Consider the following 17,130-nt stretch of genomic DNA (forward strand, 5'->3'; position numbering starts at 1 on the left):
CGATGCGGGGTGCGGGATGGCAACCCCGTGCGTGCTTCGGCGGTCCAGTTGAGCGGGTTTGGTTGAGCTGCGATCTATGACTGGATGACCGCACACAGCGGAAGCCCGTTAAGAGTCGGTCTCCAGCAGTTCACCTTTTTCCCGGGAGCCATTCGCCCAGATTTTATCGGGCGCGCCCCTCTTCCCGCGGACGAAACAAGACCGGTCCCTCGCAGCGTAACCAAACGCTAAGCTCTTGGGGATAAGCATGCCGCGATGTTCGTATCGCTGACAGCGCGTATCACCGCGATCGGACTCATCGTCCTCCTGGCGTTGGCGTCTTTGGCGGGGCTCCTCGCCGATGCGTCGTATCAGGCCAGCCAAAGCGTTCACTGGGCCGCGCACTCCGCCGGGATCATCGAGACGACCGAGGCGGCGCTGGGCGATCTGCGCGAGGCTGAATCCGGCCAGCGTGGCTTCGTCATCACGCGCGATCCAGCCTATGCTCGGTCGTACGCCGAACGTGTGGATAGCGCTGCCCGAACCATCGCCCGAGTCGTAGAACAGACCGACGACAATCCGCTTCAGCATGCACGGGCGCAGGAAATCGCGGTGCTGATGAAGGAGCGCTCCGCCTTTTTGCTGCAACCGTTGAATCTTGCCCGCCGGGGTGATTTTTCCGGCGCGGTCGCGGTTATCGCGAGTGGCCGAGGCCGCGAACTGATGGACGCGATCAGCGTGCGCGCGCAGGGCTTTCTCGATGAGGAACGCGCGCTCCAGTCCACGCGGCAGGACGCAGCGGTTCAGCGGCTGGAAAGCGGCAAGAGATTGGCGATACTCGGCGCGATCGCCGTGGCCCTCATTGTCGTCGGCAGCTTTGCGCTGCTCGTCCGGGCGATCCGCCGCCCGCTGGCGACCATGATGCGAGCGATGACCGCGCTTGGCAGCGGCGAACAGGACGCCCGCATCGATACTGCGATGGGATCGCGGGAGTTTACCCGCCTCGCCGTCGGCTACAATGCGATGGCCGACCGATTAAGGGGTGCCGTGGCAGACCAGGGCACCAGCGAGCGGCAATTGCAAATCGTCAACACCGAACTCGAGCAGAACACGAAGTCGCTTCGCGAACGCGGCGACGTCATCGAACTGCTCGGCGGCATGGCGCATCGCATGCAGGCCGCACGCACCGACGACGAGTTGGCGCAGATCGTCCGGGTGTTCGTACCGCAGGTGCTCCCCGACATCCCCGGCGCGCTGTACGCGCACAACAACTCGCGCAATTGCCTTGCCCCCGTCGCGAGTTGGGGCGGCATTACCGTGCCGATCGAAGGCTTTGCGCCGGAGCGGTGCTGGGCGCTGCGTCGTGGCCAGAGCCACTCCGTCGAAGACCCCAGCCGAGAGATCGTCTGCGGGCATGTCGCGGAGAACGAGGTGTATCACTGCGAACCCCTGCTCGCGGGCGGCGAGGTCATCGGCGTGCTCTATCTCCAGGGCCGGATCGGAGCCGAGAACCGCTTCCGGATGAACGTGCTGACCGAGAACATCGCATCCGCACTGGTCAACCACCGCTTGCAGCGATCGCTGCGCGAGCAGACGATCCGCGATCCACTCACCAGCCTGTTCAATCGTCGCTACATGGAAGAAACGCTCAAGCTGGAGATCGCCCGATCCTTGCGGGCGGGGAGTCCGCTCAGCCTCGTCATGTGCGACATCGATCATTTCAAGCGGTTCAACGACGAGTTCGGCCACGATGCCGGCGACTCGGTGCTGCAGATGGTCGCGGCGGAGATGCGCAGTCGGTTCCGCGACGGCGATGTCATCTGCCGCTTCGGCGGCGAGGAGTTCACGATCATCGCGCCGGGCACGACCGCGGAAGCACTTGCCGGTCGTGTCGAGACCGTGCGACGCGCCATAGCGGAACTGGCGGTCCGACACGGCAACCGCACGCTGGGCTCGACCAGCATGTCGTTCGGCATCGCGACCTGGTCCGACGCCATGGACCGGGATGGCGCGACACTCATCCAGGCGGCGGACATGGCATTGTATCAATCCAAGCGTGACGGCCGCAACCGCGCCACCATCAGCATGCTCGCGGCTTGATCCGGGTCGTTCGGCCCGGTCCCGGCGCGCCGTTGGCTGGAACAGCGTCATGCTGAGGACCGGATTGCCCGGATAGAGAATCTCACCGAATTGAAGACCCTCTCCGACCCCGCTCCGCTTCCAAACGGCTGTGGCAGGGATCACATCAGCGGTAGCGCGCAAGCCACGCGGTGCGCCGATCGGTCTGCTTCGTCAGGCAGGCGGGATGGTTCAGGCGTTCGATCGTGCCGACGCCGTCGCCTTGATCGAGCGGGCATGCAGCGTCGCGCTGCTTGATCCAGGCGCGCTGCGACATGCGCAATGCGGCACGACGCGCAGACGGCAACCGTTTCATGGTGGCGGCATAGGTCCTGTTCAGTCGCCCATCGGCCCGCTTGTAGTCGGCGCCGAAACAGGCCGCCATCGCTGGGGTGATACCCTGTGCGGCCTCCCCGGTGTTGAGGCAGCGGTCGAGATCGGGCGAGCCGGCTAGGGTGAGGGCAAGCGCTAGGATCAGCATTTCAGGTCTCCTTTCCCTGTCCAACGTCGCAAACCCGGGTCGGTTCTGTGGCGCCTGCGTAAATCGTCAGCCGCGCGAAGCCACGTATCGGCAAGGAGCGCGATTGCGGTATCTAGCGCACCGGAATTGACAGTTCGGAGGTCGCGATGCGCGTGTTGGTGACGGGATTGGGCGACATCGCTCACAAGGGATATCTGCCGGTGCTGGCGGCCAACCCCGAACTGGAACTCCATCTGGCGACGCGCGACCAGCAGGTCCTCGGTGACGCCGGACGTTCGTTCCGCGTCGCTCACCTTCATGCCAGCGTCGAGCATGCTCTGGAGACAACGGCCTTCGACGCGGCTTTCATCCACGCCGCGACCGGTGCGCATCCGGCGCTCGTTCGAATGTTGCTGGAGCGGCGTATCCCCACCTTCGTCGACAAGCCGCTCGCCGACAATCTTGCCGAAACCCAAGAACTTGTGGCGCTGGCCGAACGCCAGGAAACGTTGCTGACGGTAGGGTTCAACCGCCGGTTTGCGCCGGACTATGCGGCGCTTCGCGGTACCGGCGCGAGCTTGATTGTCATGGAAAAGCACCGTCACCGCCAGGCCGACACCCCGCGCAAAGTGGTGTTCGACGACTTCATCCATGTCATCGACACGCTGCTGTTTCTGGCGCCTGCCCCAGTGCAACGCCGCACGATCGAGACTCATGTCGAGCATGGACTACTCAAAACGGTGACGCTGATGCTGGCGGGCGACGGCTTTACGGCCATCGGCACGATGCACCGGGATAGCGGGCTCGATGAGGAACGACTGGACGTGATCGGGAACGGCGTGAGGCAGTCGGTGCGGAACATGGCGGAACTGGTGCGCTCGGCAGGCACGGAGTGCCACCACCGGCGCGGTGACTGGACCTCCGTCGGCCGTCAGCGTGGCTTCGAAGCCATGTGCGCGGACTTCCTTACGGCAGTGCGCGTGGGCCGTATCACCTCGGTCGCAGACATCCTGGCGACACACGCGCTCTGCGAAGACATCACTGTCCATGCAGATGCGCAAGCAACACCGGACCGACCGTCTTATACAAATATTTCAGGTAATTAGAACATCATCCGAGCCACTTGAGAAATACGCGTCAAGTATCTCAAAACCAAATCGGTTGGGTTTAAGCGTCGAATTCTCCTCGTCGTAAGCAACTAGTCCACATAGATAACCGACACCATTATCCGTCCGATCCGGACATGTTATCCTCAGGAACTCACTCGGCTGGGGATCGTTGGTGCCCCGCAGCCGCAACGGCTGTTCCATGAGAAGAGTGACTTATGATTAAAACATTGATTCTCGGCGCATCCGCCGTCGCCATGACTGCCCTGCCAGTTGCGGCCAGCGCCGCGCCTGTCGCCAATTCGGCACAGTCGCTCTCGGTCGCGTCGCCGGTTCGTGCGGGCACGTCGTCGAAGAAGGCAAGCAATCTCACGGGCGTGAGCATTGTTCCGCTGATCATCGGCGTCGGCATCGTCGCTGGTGTGACGTACCTGATCGTCGACCATGAAGACGACAACAACTCCGACAGCAACTAAGTGAAATGGGTCGGGTAACACCGGCCCATTTTTCTATCGAACAGATTGCCGCGGATCGACCCGCATCGAGGCGAACCGATGACCCGCGCATGGCTTCTCCTGACGCTGCTGGCATCGCCCGCCGACTTTGCCGCAATGCCGTCGGGTGATCCTACCGGCACCAGCTTGGCGCGTTGCCTCGAGCGCGAAGCCAACGCCTCCACCGCCGGCCAGACCGAATGCGAGACCACAGCGCTGCGCGACTATGATCGGCGCATGAACCTTGCGTACGCAGCACTGCTGCGGCGGCTCCCTGCCCCGGCAGCGCAATCCCTGCGCCAATCGCAAAGGGCCTGGATCACCTTCCGGGATGCCGAGGACGGGGCGCGAAATGCCCTCTACGCCACCCGCAGCGGCACGATGTACGTCCCGATGGAGGCGGCTGCCGGAACAATCCTGACGCGAGACCGCGCGCTGCAACTGGAAGGCTATGCGCGCATACTCTCGATCGAGCGCTGACCGTCCGATCGCCTAGTTGGCCAGCCGGGCGACGAGGAAGTCGACGAACACGCGCACACGCGCCGGCGTGTTCGTGCCGCCGACGAACACCGCGTGGATCTGCTCGACATCGCCAGGGTTGAAGTCCTCGAGTACGGGCACGAGCCGTCCCGTGGCGATGTCGTCGACGACGCTGAACGCGCCGACACGCGCGATCCCGACCGCTGCACATGCGAGTTGACCCAACGTCTCGCCGTTGTTCGCCTCGATATTGCCCCTCACCGACAACGCCATATCCTGCCCGTCGCGGCGGAATGGCCAAACCGGTTCGACGCGGCGGAAGTTGAAGTTGAGGCAATTGTGCGCGTGCAGGTCTTCCGGGACCATCGGCGTCCCGCACCGTGCGAGATAGTCGGGCGCCGCGACGATGACGCGGCCGCTTTCGCCCAGTTTGCGGGCGGTCAGCAGGCTGTCGGCCAGCGGACCGAAGCGCACCGCGACGTCCGCTTGCCCGCCCGCGACATCGACGAGCGTATCGGTCAGCGCGAAATCGACCAGGATATGTGGGTACGAACGCGCGAACTCGCCCAGCAGAGGCACGATGCACAACCGCCCATGCGATAGCGCGGCGCTGATCCGCAGCCGTCCGCGCGGCGCGCCTTGATCGGCGATCTGCTGTTCCGCGTCGTCCAGGTCGGCAAGAATCCGCCGCGCGGTCTGCAGATAGACCTGCCCCTCGACGGTCGGCGTCAGGGCCCGCGTAGAGCGCAGCAGCAACCGCACGCCAAGCCGCGTCTCGATCCGGTCGATCGACCGCGCCACCGCCGATGGCGTCAGCCCCAGCGCGCGCCCAGCACCCGAGAAACTGCCCTCGCGCATCACCGTCGCGAAGATCTCCAGCGCACGGGCCCGGTCGGCGCCTATCCCGATCTTTGCGTCCACGTCACAAATCCTTCGCCGTCACATCGTCTAATACGGGGGCACCAGACCGTCCATCTATGCACCAACGCGAACATCGGGGATACGCACATGGACTATCGGCAATTGGGATCATCGGGCTTGCGCGTTCCCGTGTTGAGCTTCGGCACCGCGACCTTCGGCGGCACCGGGCCGTTGTTCGGTGCATGGGGACGCAGCGACGAGACCGAAGCACGACGGCTGGTCGATGTCTGCCTGGAAGCGGGCGTGACGTTGTTCGACACCGCCGACGTCTATTCGAACGGCGCCTCGGAGTCGGTGCTCGGCGCGGCGATCAAGGGGCGGCGCGACCGGGTGTTGATCTCGACCAAGACCGGCCTGCCGATGGGTGACGGCCCGCAGGATTGGGGCGCGTCGCGGTCGCGGCTGATCCGCGCGGTCGAGGATTCGTTGCGGCGGTTAGGAACCGATTACGTCGACCTACTCCAGCTTCACGCCTTCGATGCATCGACCCCGACGGAGGAGGTGATGGGCACGCTCGACACGCTGGTCGCTGCGGGCAAGGTCCGATATGCGGGCGTGTCCAACTATCCCGGCTGGCAGCTTATGAAGGCGCAAGGCATCGCCGACCGCCACGGCTCGCCGCGGCTAGTCGCGCACCAGGTCTATTACTCGCTGATCGGCCGCGCGTACGAGGCAGACCTGATGCCGGTCGGCGCGGACCAGGGAGTCGGCGCGCTGGTGTGGAGCCCGCTTGGCTGGGGTCGCCTGACCGGCAAGATCGGGCGCGACCGGCCGATCCCCGCGGGCAGCCGCCTGCATGACACCGAACAGTTCGCACCGCCGGTCGAGGCCGAGCACCTCTACCGCGTGATCGACGCGCTCGAGGCGGTCGCGGCGGAGACGGGCAAGACGGTGCCGCAGGTCGCGATCAACTGGCTGTTGCGCCGCCCGACCGTATCGTCCGTCATCATCGGCGCACGCAACGAAGCCCAGTTGCGCGACAATCTAGGGGCGGTCGGCTGGGAACTGACGGCCGCACAGGTCGCTGTGCTCGATACGGCCAGCGATGTGCTGCCGCCCTACCCCCATACGCCCTATCGCCAGCAAGAGGGTTTCGCCCGGCTGAACCCTGCGCTGGTCTGAGGAACGACATCATGAAACTCAATCCCGGCCTGCTGGCCCTCGCCGTCGGCGCGTTCGGCATCGGCGTGACCGAATTCGCGCCGATGGGGCTGCTTCCGGTCATCGCGACCGATCTCGGCGTGTCGATCCCGACCGCGGGATTGCTGATCAGCGCCTATGCGCTCGGCGTCGTCATTGGTGCGCCATTGATGACGTTAACCACCGGGCGGGTGCAGCGGCGGACGTTGCTGATCGCACTCGCCGGTATCTTCACCATCGGCAACCTGCTCGCGGCGGTATCGACCGGCTACGGCATGCTGATGGCCGCGCGCATCCTGACCTCGTTCAACCATGGCGCGTTCTTCGGCGTCGGGTCGATCGTCGCGGCCAGCCTCGTGCCAGCGGAACGACGCGCGGGCGCGGTGGCGGCGATGTTCATGGGCCTGACGATCGCGAACGTCGTCGGCGTGCCGCTCGCGACCTGGGCAGGCGACCATCTCGGCTGGCGCGCGTCGTTCTGGGGCATATCGGCGCTCGGCGTGGCGACGATGGCGGCGCTGCGGCTGACCTTGCCGGCTCTGCCCGCGCCCGAGGGCAGCGATGCGATGGCGGAACTGCGTGTGCTGACGCGGGGCCCCGTGCTCGGCGCGCTTGGCCTGACCGTGGTGGGCGCGAGCGCGATGTTCACCGTGTTCACCTACATCACGCCGATCTTGCGCGAAGTGACCCACGCCTCGCTCGGCTACATCACCGCGATGCTGGTCACCTACGGCCTGGGGCTGTCGCTCGGCAACTGGCTCGGAGGCCGTTTCGCCGATCGCTCGGTCGACCGGACGTTGATCGTCACGCTAGCCTCGCTGACGGCAATCCTGATCGTGTTCGCACTCCTGATGCCGTTCAAGATTCCGACCGCGATCCTCATCTTCCTCTGGGGTATTGCGAGTTTCGCGCTCGTTCCGCCGTTGCAGATCCGCGTGATGCATGCCGCGGCGGACGCGCCCAACCTCGCGTCCGCCATGAACATCGGTGCGTTCAACCTGGGCAATGCGATCGGCGCAGCGGTCGGCGGCGGCGTGATCGCGGCGGGGTTCGGGTATCCGGCGGTGGCGTCGGCGGGTGCCGTCTCGTCGGCGCTTGGCCTCGTCGCGGTGATCGTCAGCGTTCGTCGGAATACCGTACGCGATCAACGCCATCCAGCTTCGGCGAGTCCGGTCGAGGTTATGTAAAAGCCGACTCTGATCGATGGGGACCGAACGCGCATCGCCTGCGTTGTACGGCCGCTATCATCAGGAGACGCGGCATGAACCCGACCGGCAACACCATCCTCATCACCGGCGGCGGGTCGGGTATCGGCGCCGCTCTGGCGCAGCGCCTCCACGATGCGGGCAACGCGGTGATCGTCGCCGGCCGTCGCCAGGCAGCGCTCGACGAGGCAATCGCAGGGCGCGAGAACATGAGCGCGATGACGCTCGACATCGACGATCCCGCCGCGATCGAAGACTTCGCGCGGCGCCTAGTCGCCGAACATCCCGCGCTCAACGTGCTGGTCAACAATGCCGGCATTATGAAGCTGGAGGATATTTCGACGCGCCGCGATCTCGCCGACGCGGAGGCTACGATCGTCACCAACCTGCTCGGGCCGATCAGGCTGACCAACGCGCTGATCGATCATCTCGCGGGACAGCCCGGCGGTACGATCGTCAACCTGACGTCGGGGCTCGCCTATGTGCCGCTGACCGCAGCGCCAACCTATTCGGCGACCAAGGCGGCGATTCACTCCTACACGGTAAGCCTGCGCCGGGCGTTGGATGGTAAGGTCGAGGTAATCGAAATCGCTCCCCCCGGCGTGCAGACCGGTCTCACTCCCGGACAGGAATCGCGCCCGGGCTACATGCCGCTGGAGGCGTTTGCGGACGAAGTCATGTCGCTCTGGACGCAGCAGCCGACGCCGAGCGAAATTCTCGTCGAACGCGTCCGGCCGTTGCGCAACGCCGAAGCCGACCACCGTTTTTCGGAAATGCTCGACCAGTTCAACGAGATGGCCGAGCGCGCGCGACGCGGCGACTGATCGCTGGTGCCTCGACGTACGAAACGTCGAGGCACCAGCCGCCTTTTCTGCTAACTATTCTCAATAGCCTTGATCTGCTTGTCGTGACCCGATAGGCGGATCGGCGTGAACGCGTCCCAAACTTCCCCGTCGCCCGCGACGACCGCCAAGCGCAAACGCAAGTGGCGAAGCTGGTGGCTCAAGCAATTGCACAGCTGGCACTGGATCAGCGCGGCGTTGTCGCTGACTGCGATGCTGCTGTTCGCGATCACCGGCATCACGCTCAATCATGCGGCATCGATCGGTGCCAAACCGGTCGTCGTGGAGAAAAGCGGCACGTTACCGCGCCCGCTGCTCCACATGCTGAGCGCACCGCATACCGCCGACGCGCCGCTCCCCGTTCCCGTCGCCAAGGCGGTCGCAAACGCGGTCGGGCTCGATCCCGCCGGCAAGCCCGTCGAATGGTCCGATAGCGACGCCTATGTCGCCTTGCCCCGCCCCGGTGGCGACGGCTGGGTCAGCATCGCGCGCGCGACCGGCGCGATCACCGCCGAAACCACCGATCGAGGTTGGATCTCGTACCTTAACGACCTGCACAAGGGTCGCAACGCGGGCACGGCGTGGTTCTGGTTCATCGACGTCTTCGCTGGCGCGTGCATCCTGTTCACGCTCACCGGGCTGCTGTTGCTGCAACTCCACGCGCGGCACCGGCCCTCGACCTGGCCGATCGTCGCGGCCGGGCTCGCGCTTCCCGTCTTGCTCGCCATCCTGTTCATCCATTGAGGGGTTTCGCCATGCGTCCTACCGCGTTCCTGTTGCTCGGCGGGGCGATCACCGCACCTGCCCTGTTGTCGCCCGCCGTTGCAGCGCCGCCCGGTGCGGTGACGATCACGATTCCGCGGCTCGACGTCGCCGAATATCATCGCCCCTATGTCGCGGTCTGGCTGGAGCCGGTCGGCGGCGGCGCGCCGCGCACGCTCGCGGTCTGGTATGATCTGAAGAAGCGCGGCAACGATCCCGGCACCAAATGGCTCGCGGACCTGCGCGCGTGGTGGCGCAAGGGCGGCCGCAGCATGACGATGCCCGCCGACGGCGTCAGCGGCGCGACGCGTGCGCCGGGCCAGTACACCATCCCCCTGCCCAACGACGTCAAACCCGGTCAGTATGTCCTCAACGTCGAGGCTGCGCGCGAGACCGGTGGTCGCGAACTCGTCTCCGTACCGCTTACCGCCGGAGCCCGCACCACGGGCAAGACCGAGCTCGGCGCCGTCGCCATCTCCGCCCGCTAAGGATCACAGCATGAAGCCTTTTGTTGCACGCCTGATGGCCGCCGCTGCGCTGCTGTCGATCCCCGCCGCGCTGTCTGCGCACCGCATGTGGCTGTTGCCGTCGGCCACCGTGTTCTCAGGGACCGATGGCTGGGTGACGGTCGACGCCGCGGTCTCGAACGACCTGTTCTTCTTCGATCACCAGCCGCTCCGCCTTGACGGCATGAAGGTGTGGCAGCCCGACGGCAGCGAAGGCGCGTTGCAGAACGGCGCGACCGGGCGCTATCGCTCGGTGTTCGACGTCAAGCTCGACAAGCCCGGCACGTGGAAGATCGGCACGCAGATGTCCGCCGTCATGGGCAGCTTCAAGGTCGATGGCGTCGAGAAGCGCCTCGGCGGCCGTCGCGGTCCGCCGCAGCCGAACGCGCCCGCCCCGCTGACCGTCGCCGACATCCCCGCCAACGCGACTGACGTGAAGGTCACCGAGGTATCGGGCCGCAACGAGATCTTCGTGACCGCGGGCGCGCCGACCACCACCGTCTTCAAGCCGACCGGCAAGGGCCTTGAGTTCGCACCGATCACCCACCCCGACGAACTGGTCGCGGGCGAGACCGCCAAGTTCCGCTTCCTGGTGGACGGCAAACCCGCGACGGGGTTGAAGGTGACAGTGATTCCAGGCGGCAAGCGTTATCGCAATGAAGAGGGTGCGCGCGAACTGACCACTGGTGCGGACGGCGTGTTGAGCGTCTCGTGGCCGACCGCTGGGATGTACTGGCTCAACGCGACGCTGACCGACGCCAAGGCGACCACGCCGCGCGCGACCGAACGGCGGATGAGCTACGTCACGACGCTCGAAGTGCTCACGCCCTGAGGCGTGCGGCGTGAGTTTGACGGCATGAGGATCGCGCTGCCGCTGACGATCGACGCCGCGGCGTTCGCGGCGCGCGATCCGTCGGCGGTGGTGCTTGATCTGCACGGCGAGACGATGGGGACGTCGTGGAGCGTGCGCTTCGCTGCGCCCGCCGGTACCGACCCGTCGCCGATCCGGTCCGCGATCACCGCGCGGCTGGCCGGGCTCGTCGCGGAGATGAGCCACTGGGCGCCGAACTCGCTCCTGTCGCGCTTCAACCGGTCGCCGAGCGGCACCTGGACGACGCTCGCACCCGACTTCGCGCACGTCATGACGCGCGGCCTCGCGATCGCCGCGATAACCGGCGGCGCGTTCGATCCGACGATCGGCAGGCTCGTCGATGCCTGGGGGTTCGGCCCCATCCCCGTCGCCTGCCCCCCCGGCACACTCGAAATCGAGAAAGCGCGCGCGACATCGGGCTGGTCCCGGCTCTCGTTCGCCCCCACCGGCGCGCACCTCCGCCAACCCGGCGGCACCGCGCTCGACCTGTCGGGGATCGCCAAGGGCCACGCGGTCGACGCCGTCGCCGACCTGCTGCACGACGCCGGTATCACGAACGCACTGGTCGAGATCGGCGGCGAACTCGTCGGTCGCGGCATCCGGCCGGACGGCGACCCCTGGTGGGTCGACCTTGAAAGCCCGCCCGGCCTGACACTCCCCCCGCTCCGAATCGCGCTGCACGGCCAAGCGGTGGCGACCTCCGGCGACTACCGTCGCGGCGCCCACACGCTAGATCCACGCACCGGACGCCCGATCGACACCGGCGTCGTCTCCGCCAGCGTCATCCACGAGACCGCGCTCGACGCCGACGCCTGGGCGACCGCACTCACCGTGCTCGGCCCGGACGGCTTCGACCTTGCGCGAAATCACGGCATCGCCGCTCGCCTCATCACCGAAATCGGCGGCACCACGTGCGAATACCTAACCCCCGCACTCGCCGCCATGCTCGCAGACTGACAGCTTACAACCGAGCGTCTCCCAGTTTCCCCGCGAAGGCGGGGACCCAGACTGGACTCCCGCCTTCGCGGGAGAACAAAGCCTAACTACGTCGGATTGCACCGCCCCACCTCCGAGTGACTTCACCCCCACGACGCTACCCGATCCCGCCGTCGCGCGTTACCAAAGCCAATGACCGACGCGCTTCCCCCCGCCATCCCCGCCGCGACGCTCGTCATCTTCCGCGACACGCCGGCCGGTCCCCCGGAACTGCTGATGGTCGAGCGTGCGAAGGCGATGGCGTTCGCGGGCGGCGCACTGGTATTCCCTGGCGGCCGCGTCGATCCCGGCGATCATGCACTGGCGGCCGTACTAGGCTCACCCGGCGACGAAACCGCTGCGCGCATCGCCGCGATCCGCGAGACGATAGAGGAGGCCGGCCTGCCGATCGGCCTGTCCCCGATGCCCTCCATCCATGCCTTCGAGCAGTTGCGCGCCGCCCTTCACGCCGGAACCGCGTTCGGCGAAGCGTTGGCGGAAGCAGGCACATCCCTCGACCTCGAAACGCTCGAGTATTTCGCCCGCTGGCGGCCAGCACACGCCCATGCGCGCATCTTCGACACGCGCTTCTATCTCGCCCGCCTGCCCGCCGAGGCCCCTGCGGCGCGGGTCGACGAGACCGAAAACGTCCGCCTGTTCTGGGCCACCGCCGCGTACATTCTTACCGAGACCGACGCCGGCCGCGCGACGATCATCTTCCCGACCCGCCGCAATCTCGAACGTATCGCGCAGTTCGCCGATTTCGACGCTGCGGTCGCTGACGCCCGCGCGCATCCGATCCGCACCGTCACGCCGTGGACCGAGATACGCGACGGCGTCGAGCATCTCTGCATCCCCGACGACCTCGGTTATCCGATAACGTCGGAGCCGATGTCGGACGCGGTGCGCGGCTGACATGCGCGCGGTGCGGAGGACGATCGGGTGGCTAGTCGCGCTGGTCGTCACCGCGACGCTGGCGCTGATGCTGTGGGCGAGCCTGCGCGGACGGCCGCAGGACGTGCCTTGGGCGCCGCTCGATCTCGGCCAGCCGATTGGACTGTTCACGGGCCGCAAGCTCACTGCGCTGACCGAAGACTTTCCGCAATGCCGCGCGCTGCTCGACCGCGCCGGCGTCCGCTACACCGTCTTGCCGCCGCGCAAGGGCGAGGGGCAATGCGGCTATGCAGACGGCGTGCGGCTAACCGGCGGTGCTCGAAAGATCGCCTTCGCACCTGTCGGGTTGGGCGTCGCCTGTCCGGTCGCCGCGGCGCTGGCGATGTGGGAATGGAACATCGTCCAGCCTGCCGCCGAACGTCACTTCGGCGCACGCGTCGCGACGATCGATCATTTCGGCAGCTATAGTTGCCGCCGCATCGCCGGCAGCCATTCGAGCAACTGGAGCGAACACTCGACCGCCGACGCGGTCGACATCGCCGGCTTCCGCCTGACCGACGGCACCCGCATCACCGTCGCGCGAGACTGGACGGGCGACGATCCCAAAGCCGCATTCCTCCGCGACGTCCGCGACGGTGCATGCCAGCTGTTCGCGACGACGCTGTCTCCTGAGTACAACGCCGCGCACGCCGATCACCTGCATCTCGACCAGGCGAACCGCGGCGCCACCGGCTGGCGCGCGTGCCGGTAGTTTGGCGAGAGAGGACCTATCCTCCCCCGCAAGGGGGAGGTGGCTGGCGCTTGCCAGACGGAGGGGGAGGTAAGCGCCAACCCCCGCTTCGTGTCCCCCCCCTCCGTCGCCTACGGCGCCACCTCCCCCTGGCGGGGGAGGATCAGGAGGGGTCAACTCGCCAGCGTCGTCCCCGAATCCACCTTCTCGACCCAGTACGGAAAGAACGCCGGCTGCCGGTTCGACCAGCCCGACGCGGTCGCCGCCGCCTCGCTGATCGACTGGAGCAGCTTCCGCCGCAGTTCCGGATGCAGATGCGGGAGCGCCGCCGCCGCGCAGAACGCCGACGGCAACCACGGCCGAACCTCAGCCCCGATCAACCGCTCGTACAGGAACCGCAACGCCGAGAAACTCGTCAGCCGCCCCTGCCCCAGGTCGAACGCAACCAGCGTCATCAGCGGCGCCAGAAACGGCTCGATCGCGTCGAGCCCGCTATCGTCCGGCACCATCGCGCGCAGATCGGGGAGGTTGTTGTAGAGCCGCGCCTGCGCCCGGATGCTCGCCGCCTCGACCACGTCGCGCGACCAGCGCTGCATCGCGTCCTCGCGGTCCAGGCCTACGTCGAGCGAACGCCGGATATACCGCTGCGTCGAACTCGGAAAAGCCGCGAATTCCTTCATCTCGGCGAGGGTCATCGACCCCTGTGCCGGTTTCATTCTGGAAGCCATGTCGTCACCCCGCTCGCGTCAAGGAACCGGCAGACTATGCGCTCGGATGGTTAACAACGACCCTATCGCGCGTCATCTTTCCGTAACACCAAGCGACCATGAAAGCTGTTGCGCTGCAACAAGGCTGCGACGAACCGAACGAAACTAAGCGATTTGATCGTCTTGCGAGGTGTTTGGGCAACAAAAAAGCGCCGGTCGTTGCCGACCGACGCCCGTTCGTTGAGCAGATGCGAGGGTTACGCCTGCTTTTCGCGCAGCGCCCGCTCGGCGTCCTCGTCATAGCCCGACGACTTGGCTGGCTCGGTGCCCGACCCCGGCTGCGTCGCCGAAATCGGATCGCTGCCGTCCATCGACTCGTCGAGCCCGTTGTCGAGACGTGCGTCGGCGCTGTCTGGGTTCTTCTGCAGGCGCTTGCCGATCGACTTGTCCTGGCCCGCTTCCTGGCGCGGATCACGACCCGAGCTCTTGCCCTCCGCATCCTTGTCGTCGGGCGCTACGGACAGGCTATCCAACGCGCTCTTGTCTATGTCGGTCATTGCGACGTCCCTTTTTAATCTTGGCGATGACCAACGGTCGAAGCGTTGTTTGTTTCCCGGCGAAGGGCTCCGCGGGGCGGCTCAATCGAGCGGCGTCACCTTCACGGTCTGCTCCCACAGATACGCCTGACCAAACACCGTCATGAACGCGATATCGGTCGCATCGCGCCCCACGCAGACCCGCGCGATATCGCTGCACGTCGCCATCTTCGTCGCATCGATCAACCGCCAGTCGCCTGCGAGCCACAGCTCCGCCACCGCATGGAAGTCGGGCGGATCGACGCCCGGCGCATAGGCCGAGACGCACCGCGCCGGAATTCCGCCCGCACGCGCGAGCGACACCAGCAGATGCGAATAATCACGGCACACCCCCGACCGCGATGCAAACGTATCGAGCGCAGTCGTTTCCCCGCTGCTCGACCCACAGCGATAGTCGAGCGACTGGTAAACCCACTCGGTCAGCGCCGCCGCCAGCGGACCGCCTTCCAGCCCGCCGAACTCACGCGCAACGAAGCCCTCGAAGCGGTCCGACGGACAATAACGGCTCGGCATTAGATACGGCGTCAGCTCGCCGTCAAGCATTCGCGGCGGCGTTGCCGGATACAGCTCGAGCTGCACCCGCTCGCGATTTACGGCGACGATGGCCTTATACTCGGCCGTGAATCGCCCGTGCCCACGAGACCAGCAACGTTGCCCGATCCCGTCCTCGCCGCGCACCGCCCGAATCGGACTGTCGGACCACAGGATAAGGGACTCGGACTCGATCTTCTGGTCGACCATCGCCGCAGCCTCGATCTGGAGGAGCACGTCGGCATCCCCCGCAATCCCGTAATCCAGACGCACGTCGATCGAGAGCCGCATTGCGCGTCCCATTCCTGTTTCAAGGCCAAAGAAAAAGGGCCCGACGGTGTCCCGCCGAGCCCTGCGTTCGTCACACCCTTAGCGGGAGTTAGTTGCGGCTGCTACCAAACAGACGCAGCACGAACATGAACATGTTGATGAAGTCGAGATACAGGCTCAGCGCCGACATGATGACGACCTTGCCGACCATGTCCGTACCAGCGACCTGCGCATACAGGCTCTTGGTGCGCTGCGTGTCGTAGGCGGTGAGGCCCGCGAACAGCAGCACGCCGATGCCGCTGATGACCAGCTGCATCACGCCCGACTGCAGGAACATGTTGATCAGGCTCGCGACCAGCAGGCCGACGACACCGATGATCAGGAACGTCCCGAACGCCGACAGGTCGCGCTTGGTGGTGTAGCCGTACAGGCTGAGACCAGCGAAACCGGCTGCGGTGGCGAAAAATGCACCCGCGATCGACGTGCCGCTATAGACCAGGAAGATGGTCGACATCGACAGGCCCATCAACACGGCAAAGCCCCAGAAGAGCATCTGCATCGTACCGGTCGACATCCGGTTCTGGCCGAAGCTCATGCCGAACACGATCGCGAGCGGCGAGAACATGATGACGTACTTCAGGATGCCACCGCTCGTGAACACCTGTGCGGCGAGCGACTCTGCGCCGCCCCATGCGAACAGCATCGCGACGATGCCGGTGAGCAGGACTGCAGAACCCATGTAGTTATACACGGACAACATGTACGAACGGAGACCAGCGTCATAGGCCTCGGTACGCTGGCCCGTGGCCGACGTTCCGAACGGCGCGGCGCGGGGCTGGGGGTCAGACCAATTAGCCATTGTGAAATCAGCTCCTTTGTCCGGCATGGTGCCGGTTACGATGAATATCGTCTTTTACAGGACGCTTTTCAAGCAGAGTGGTTGCATCGGCATGGTGGTTCGCGGTTAACCTGCCGCAATCCATGATCCGCCTTTTCGTCGCCCTCCGCCCGCCGCCCGCTATCCGTCAGAGCTTGCTCGACATAATGGAGGGCGTCCCATCCGCACGCTGGCAGGACGAGGAGCAGCTGCACGTGACGCTGCGCTTCATCGGCGAGGTCGAACGACCGGTCGCGGAGGACGCCGCAGTCGCTTTGAGCCAGATCGTAGCACCGGTCCCGAGCGTGACGCTCGCCGGAGTCGGCCGCTTCGAGAAGCGCGGACGGACCGATACGCTCTGGGCCGGCGTAACGCCCCCCGACGCGCTCGGCGCGCTCCACCGCAAGGTCGACCAGGCGTGCGTTCGCGCCGGCCTACCGCCCGAACATCGCGCCTATCTCCCGCACATCACCGTTGCACGACTGGCACGGTCGGCGGGTGTCGCGTTCGCGATCGAGGACTGGCTGGCGACGCATGCTGCACTGTCGAGCGCGCCCTTCCCGCTACCCCATCTCGTGCTGTACCAGAGCCATCTCGGCCGCGACGGCGCGACGTACGAACCCGTCGCTCGCTGGGCGCTCGATACCGGGGGTGGAACCTGAGCCA

20 protein-coding genes are annotated in these 17,130 nt (G+C 66.0%); 14 read left to right on the plus strand and 6 right to left on the minus strand.

What is annotated here, in order from left to right; translation table 11 throughout:
* The first annotated feature begins 255 nt into the window (after nucleotides 1-255).
* The gene (locus C8J42_RS14925; protein ID WP_207897145.1) at nucleotides 256-2,079 is read left to right on the plus strand and encodes a diguanylate cyclase; all 1,824 of its coding nucleotides are present in this window, start codon (nucleotides 256-258) and stop codon (nucleotides 2,077-2,079) included.
* Nucleotides 2,080-2,224: 145 nt separating this feature from the next.
* Here the strand turns inward: C8J42_RS14925 and C8J42_RS14930 are convergent, their stop codons facing one another.
* Complete coding sequence (locus tag C8J42_RS14930; RefSeq protein WP_133020674.1) at nucleotides 2,225-2,578, minus strand: lysozyme inhibitor LprI family protein; 354 nt, start codon at nucleotides 2,576-2,578, stop codon at nucleotides 2,225-2,227.
* A gap of 146 nt (nucleotides 2,579-2,724) precedes the next feature.
* On the opposite strand from C8J42_RS14930, the gene C8J42_RS14935 reads away from it, so the two are divergent.
* From C8J42_RS14935 to C8J42_RS14945, 3 genes are all read left to right on the plus strand, one after another.
* Nucleotides 2,725-3,663 (plus strand): Gfo/Idh/MocA family oxidoreductase, encoded by a 939-nt coding sequence (locus tag C8J42_RS14935; RefSeq protein ID WP_133020675.1) that lies wholly within the window; start codon nucleotides 2,725-2,727, stop codon nucleotides 3,661-3,663.
* A 218-nt stretch (nucleotides 3,664-3,881) separates the two neighbouring features.
* The gene (locus tag C8J42_RS14940) at nucleotides 3,882-4,139 is read left to right on the plus strand and encodes a hypothetical protein (protein WP_056065305.1); all 258 of its coding nucleotides are present in this window, start codon (nucleotides 3,882-3,884) and stop codon (nucleotides 4,137-4,139) included.
* 78 nt (nucleotides 4,140-4,217) lie between these two features.
* Entirely contained in the window at nucleotides 4,218-4,637 is a 420-nt protein-coding gene (locus C8J42_RS14945) for a lysozyme inhibitor LprI family protein (protein ID WP_243644464.1), read from the plus strand.
* A gap of 12 nt (nucleotides 4,638-4,649) precedes the next feature.
* Here the strand turns inward: C8J42_RS14945 and C8J42_RS14950 are convergent, their stop codons facing one another.
* Nucleotides 4,650-5,558: a LysR family transcriptional regulator gene (locus C8J42_RS14950; protein WP_133020676.1), complete on the minus strand. Its 909-nt coding sequence runs from the start codon at nucleotides 5,556-5,558 to the stop codon at nucleotides 4,650-4,652.
* Nucleotides 5,559-5,645: 87 nt separating this feature from the next.
* Between C8J42_RS14950 and C8J42_RS14955 the strand changes: the two genes are divergently transcribed.
* From C8J42_RS14955 to C8J42_RS14995, 9 genes are all read left to right on the plus strand, one after another.
* Nucleotides 5,646-6,680 (plus strand): aldo/keto reductase, encoded by a 1,035-nt coding sequence (locus C8J42_RS14955; RefSeq protein ID WP_133020677.1) that lies wholly within the window; start codon nucleotides 5,646-5,648, stop codon nucleotides 6,678-6,680.
* Nucleotides 6,681-6,691: 11 nt separating this feature from the next.
* A complete protein-coding gene (locus tag C8J42_RS14960; protein WP_133020678.1) occupies nucleotides 6,692-7,885 on the plus strand; it encodes an MFS transporter in 1,194 nt (397 codons plus the stop codon).
* A gap of 74 nt (nucleotides 7,886-7,959) precedes the next feature.
* Entirely contained in the window at nucleotides 7,960-8,727 is a 768-nt protein-coding gene (locus tag C8J42_RS14965) for an SDR family oxidoreductase (RefSeq protein WP_133020679.1), read from the plus strand.
* Between the two features lie 105 nt (nucleotides 8,728-8,832).
* Nucleotides 8,833-9,489 carry a PepSY-associated TM helix domain-containing protein gene (locus C8J42_RS14970; RefSeq protein WP_133020680.1) on the plus strand — a complete coding sequence of 219 codons (657 nt, stop codon included), beginning with the start codon at nucleotides 8,833-8,835 and terminating at the stop codon, nucleotides 9,487-9,489.
* 11 nt (nucleotides 9,490-9,500) lie between these two features.
* A complete protein-coding gene (locus C8J42_RS14975; protein ID WP_133020681.1) occupies nucleotides 9,501-9,995 on the plus strand; it encodes a DUF2271 domain-containing protein in 495 nt (164 codons plus the stop codon).
* 10 nt (nucleotides 9,996-10,005) lie between these two features.
* Nucleotides 10,006-10,845, plus strand: a complete 840-nt coding sequence (locus C8J42_RS14980; protein ID WP_133020682.1) for a DUF4198 domain-containing protein — start codon at nucleotides 10,006-10,008, stop codon at nucleotides 10,843-10,845.
* 24 nt (nucleotides 10,846-10,869) lie between these two features.
* On the plus strand, nucleotides 10,870-11,841 hold the full coding sequence (locus tag C8J42_RS14985) for an FAD:protein FMN transferase (protein ID WP_243644465.1): 972 nt from the start codon (nucleotides 10,870-10,872) through the stop codon (nucleotides 11,839-11,841).
* A gap of 171 nt (nucleotides 11,842-12,012) precedes the next feature.
* Entirely contained in the window at nucleotides 12,013-12,774 is a 762-nt protein-coding gene (locus C8J42_RS14990; RefSeq protein ID WP_133020683.1) for an NUDIX domain-containing protein, read from the plus strand.
* A 1-nt stretch (nucleotide 12,775) separates the two neighbouring features.
* Nucleotides 12,776-13,504 (plus strand): extensin family protein, encoded by a 729-nt coding sequence (locus C8J42_RS14995; RefSeq protein ID WP_133020684.1) that lies wholly within the window; start codon nucleotides 12,776-12,778, stop codon nucleotides 13,502-13,504.
* A gap of 152 nt (nucleotides 13,505-13,656) precedes the next feature.
* Here C8J42_RS14995 and C8J42_RS15000 read toward each other — a convergent pair whose 3' ends face one another.
* The 4 genes from C8J42_RS15000 to C8J42_RS15015 form a co-directional block, all read right to left on the minus strand.
* Nucleotides 13,657-14,211, minus strand: a complete 555-nt coding sequence (locus C8J42_RS15000) for a hypothetical protein (RefSeq protein WP_056065323.1) — start codon at nucleotides 14,209-14,211, stop codon at nucleotides 13,657-13,659.
* A gap of 236 nt (nucleotides 14,212-14,447) precedes the next feature.
* A complete protein-coding gene (locus C8J42_RS15005; RefSeq protein ID WP_056051272.1) occupies nucleotides 14,448-14,747 on the minus strand; it encodes a hypothetical protein in 300 nt (99 codons plus the stop codon).
* 81 nt (nucleotides 14,748-14,828) lie between these two features.
* The gene (locus C8J42_RS15010) at nucleotides 14,829-15,608 is read right to left on the minus strand and encodes a transglutaminase family protein (RefSeq protein ID WP_133020685.1); all 780 of its coding nucleotides are present in this window, start codon (nucleotides 15,606-15,608) and stop codon (nucleotides 14,829-14,831) included.
* Nucleotides 15,609-15,696: 88 nt separating this feature from the next.
* The gene (locus tag C8J42_RS15015) at nucleotides 15,697-16,446 is read right to left on the minus strand and encodes a Bax inhibitor-1/YccA family protein (protein ID WP_133020686.1); all 750 of its coding nucleotides are present in this window, start codon (nucleotides 16,444-16,446) and stop codon (nucleotides 15,697-15,699) included.
* A gap of 122 nt (nucleotides 16,447-16,568) precedes the next feature.
* Between C8J42_RS15015 and thpR the strand changes: the two genes are divergently transcribed.
* Nucleotides 16,569-17,126 (plus strand): RNA 2',3'-cyclic phosphodiesterase, encoded by a 558-nt coding sequence (thpR, locus tag C8J42_RS15020; RefSeq protein ID WP_133020687.1) that lies wholly within the window; start codon nucleotides 16,569-16,571, stop codon nucleotides 17,124-17,126.
* The last annotated feature ends 4 nt before the right edge of the window (nucleotides 17,127-17,130 follow it).

It is taken from the genome of Sphingomonas sp. PP-CE-1A-559 (genome assembly GCF_004340965.1).
In the GTDB taxonomy this organism is placed as follows: Bacteria; Pseudomonadota; Alphaproteobacteria; order Sphingomonadales; family Sphingomonadaceae; genus Sphingomonas.

Bases quoted from the DNA above. Each gene is read 5' to 3' on its own strand.
- C8J42_RS14940 (WP_056065305.1), top strand. From the start codon at position 3,882: ATGATTAAAACATTGATTCTCGGCGCATCCGCCGTCGCCATGACTGCC.
- C8J42_RS15000 (WP_056065323.1), bottom strand. From the start codon at position 14,211: ATGGCTTCCAGAATGAAACCGGCACAGGGGTCGATGACCCTCGCCGAG.
- C8J42_RS14965 (WP_133020679.1), top strand. From the start codon at position 7,960: ATGAACCCGACCGGCAACACCATCCTCATCACCGGCGGCGGGTCGGGT.
- C8J42_RS14955 (WP_133020677.1), top strand. From the start codon at position 5,646: ATGGACTATCGGCAATTGGGATCATCGGGCTTGCGCGTTCCCGTGTTG.
- C8J42_RS14990 (WP_133020683.1), top strand. From the start codon at position 12,013: ATGACCGACGCGCTTCCCCCCGCCATCCCCGCCGCGACGCTCGTCATC.
- C8J42_RS15010 (WP_133020685.1), bottom strand. From the start codon at position 15,608: ATGCGGCTCTCGATCGACGTGCGTCTGGATTACGGGATTGCGGGGGAT.
- C8J42_RS15015 (WP_133020686.1), bottom strand. From the start codon at position 16,446: ATGGCTAATTGGTCTGACCCCCAGCCCCGCGCCGCGCCGTTCGGAACG.
- C8J42_RS14995 (WP_133020684.1), top strand. From the start codon at position 12,776: ATGCGCGCGGTGCGGAGGACGATCGGGTGGCTAGTCGCGCTGGTCGTC.
- C8J42_RS14960 (WP_133020678.1), top strand. From the start codon at position 6,692: ATGAAACTCAATCCCGGCCTGCTGGCCCTCGCCGTCGGCGCGTTCGGC.
- C8J42_RS14975 (WP_133020681.1), top strand. From the start codon at position 9,501: ATGCGTCCTACCGCGTTCCTGTTGCTCGGCGGGGCGATCACCGCACCT.
- C8J42_RS14945 (WP_243644464.1), top strand. From the start codon at position 4,218: ATGACCCGCGCATGGCTTCTCCTGACGCTGCTGGCATCGCCCGCCGAC.
- thpR (WP_133020687.1), top strand. From the start codon at position 16,569: ATGATCCGCCTTTTCGTCGCCCTCCGCCCGCCGCCCGCTATCCGTCAG.
- C8J42_RS14985 (WP_243644465.1), top strand. From the start codon at position 10,870: ATGAGGATCGCGCTGCCGCTGACGATCGACGCCGCGGCGTTCGCGGCG.
- C8J42_RS14930 (WP_133020674.1), bottom strand. From the start codon at position 2,578: ATGCTGATCCTAGCGCTTGCCCTCACCCTAGCCGGCTCGCCCGATCTC.
- C8J42_RS14925 (WP_207897145.1), top strand. From the start codon at position 256: ATGTTCGTATCGCTGACAGCGCGTATCACCGCGATCGGACTCATCGTC.
- C8J42_RS14935 (WP_133020675.1), top strand. From the start codon at position 2,725: ATGCGCGTGTTGGTGACGGGATTGGGCGACATCGCTCACAAGGGATAT.
- C8J42_RS15005 (WP_056051272.1), bottom strand. From the start codon at position 14,747: ATGACCGACATAGACAAGAGCGCGTTGGATAGCCTGTCCGTAGCGCCC.
- C8J42_RS14980 (WP_133020682.1), top strand. From the start codon at position 10,006: ATGAAGCCTTTTGTTGCACGCCTGATGGCCGCCGCTGCGCTGCTGTCG.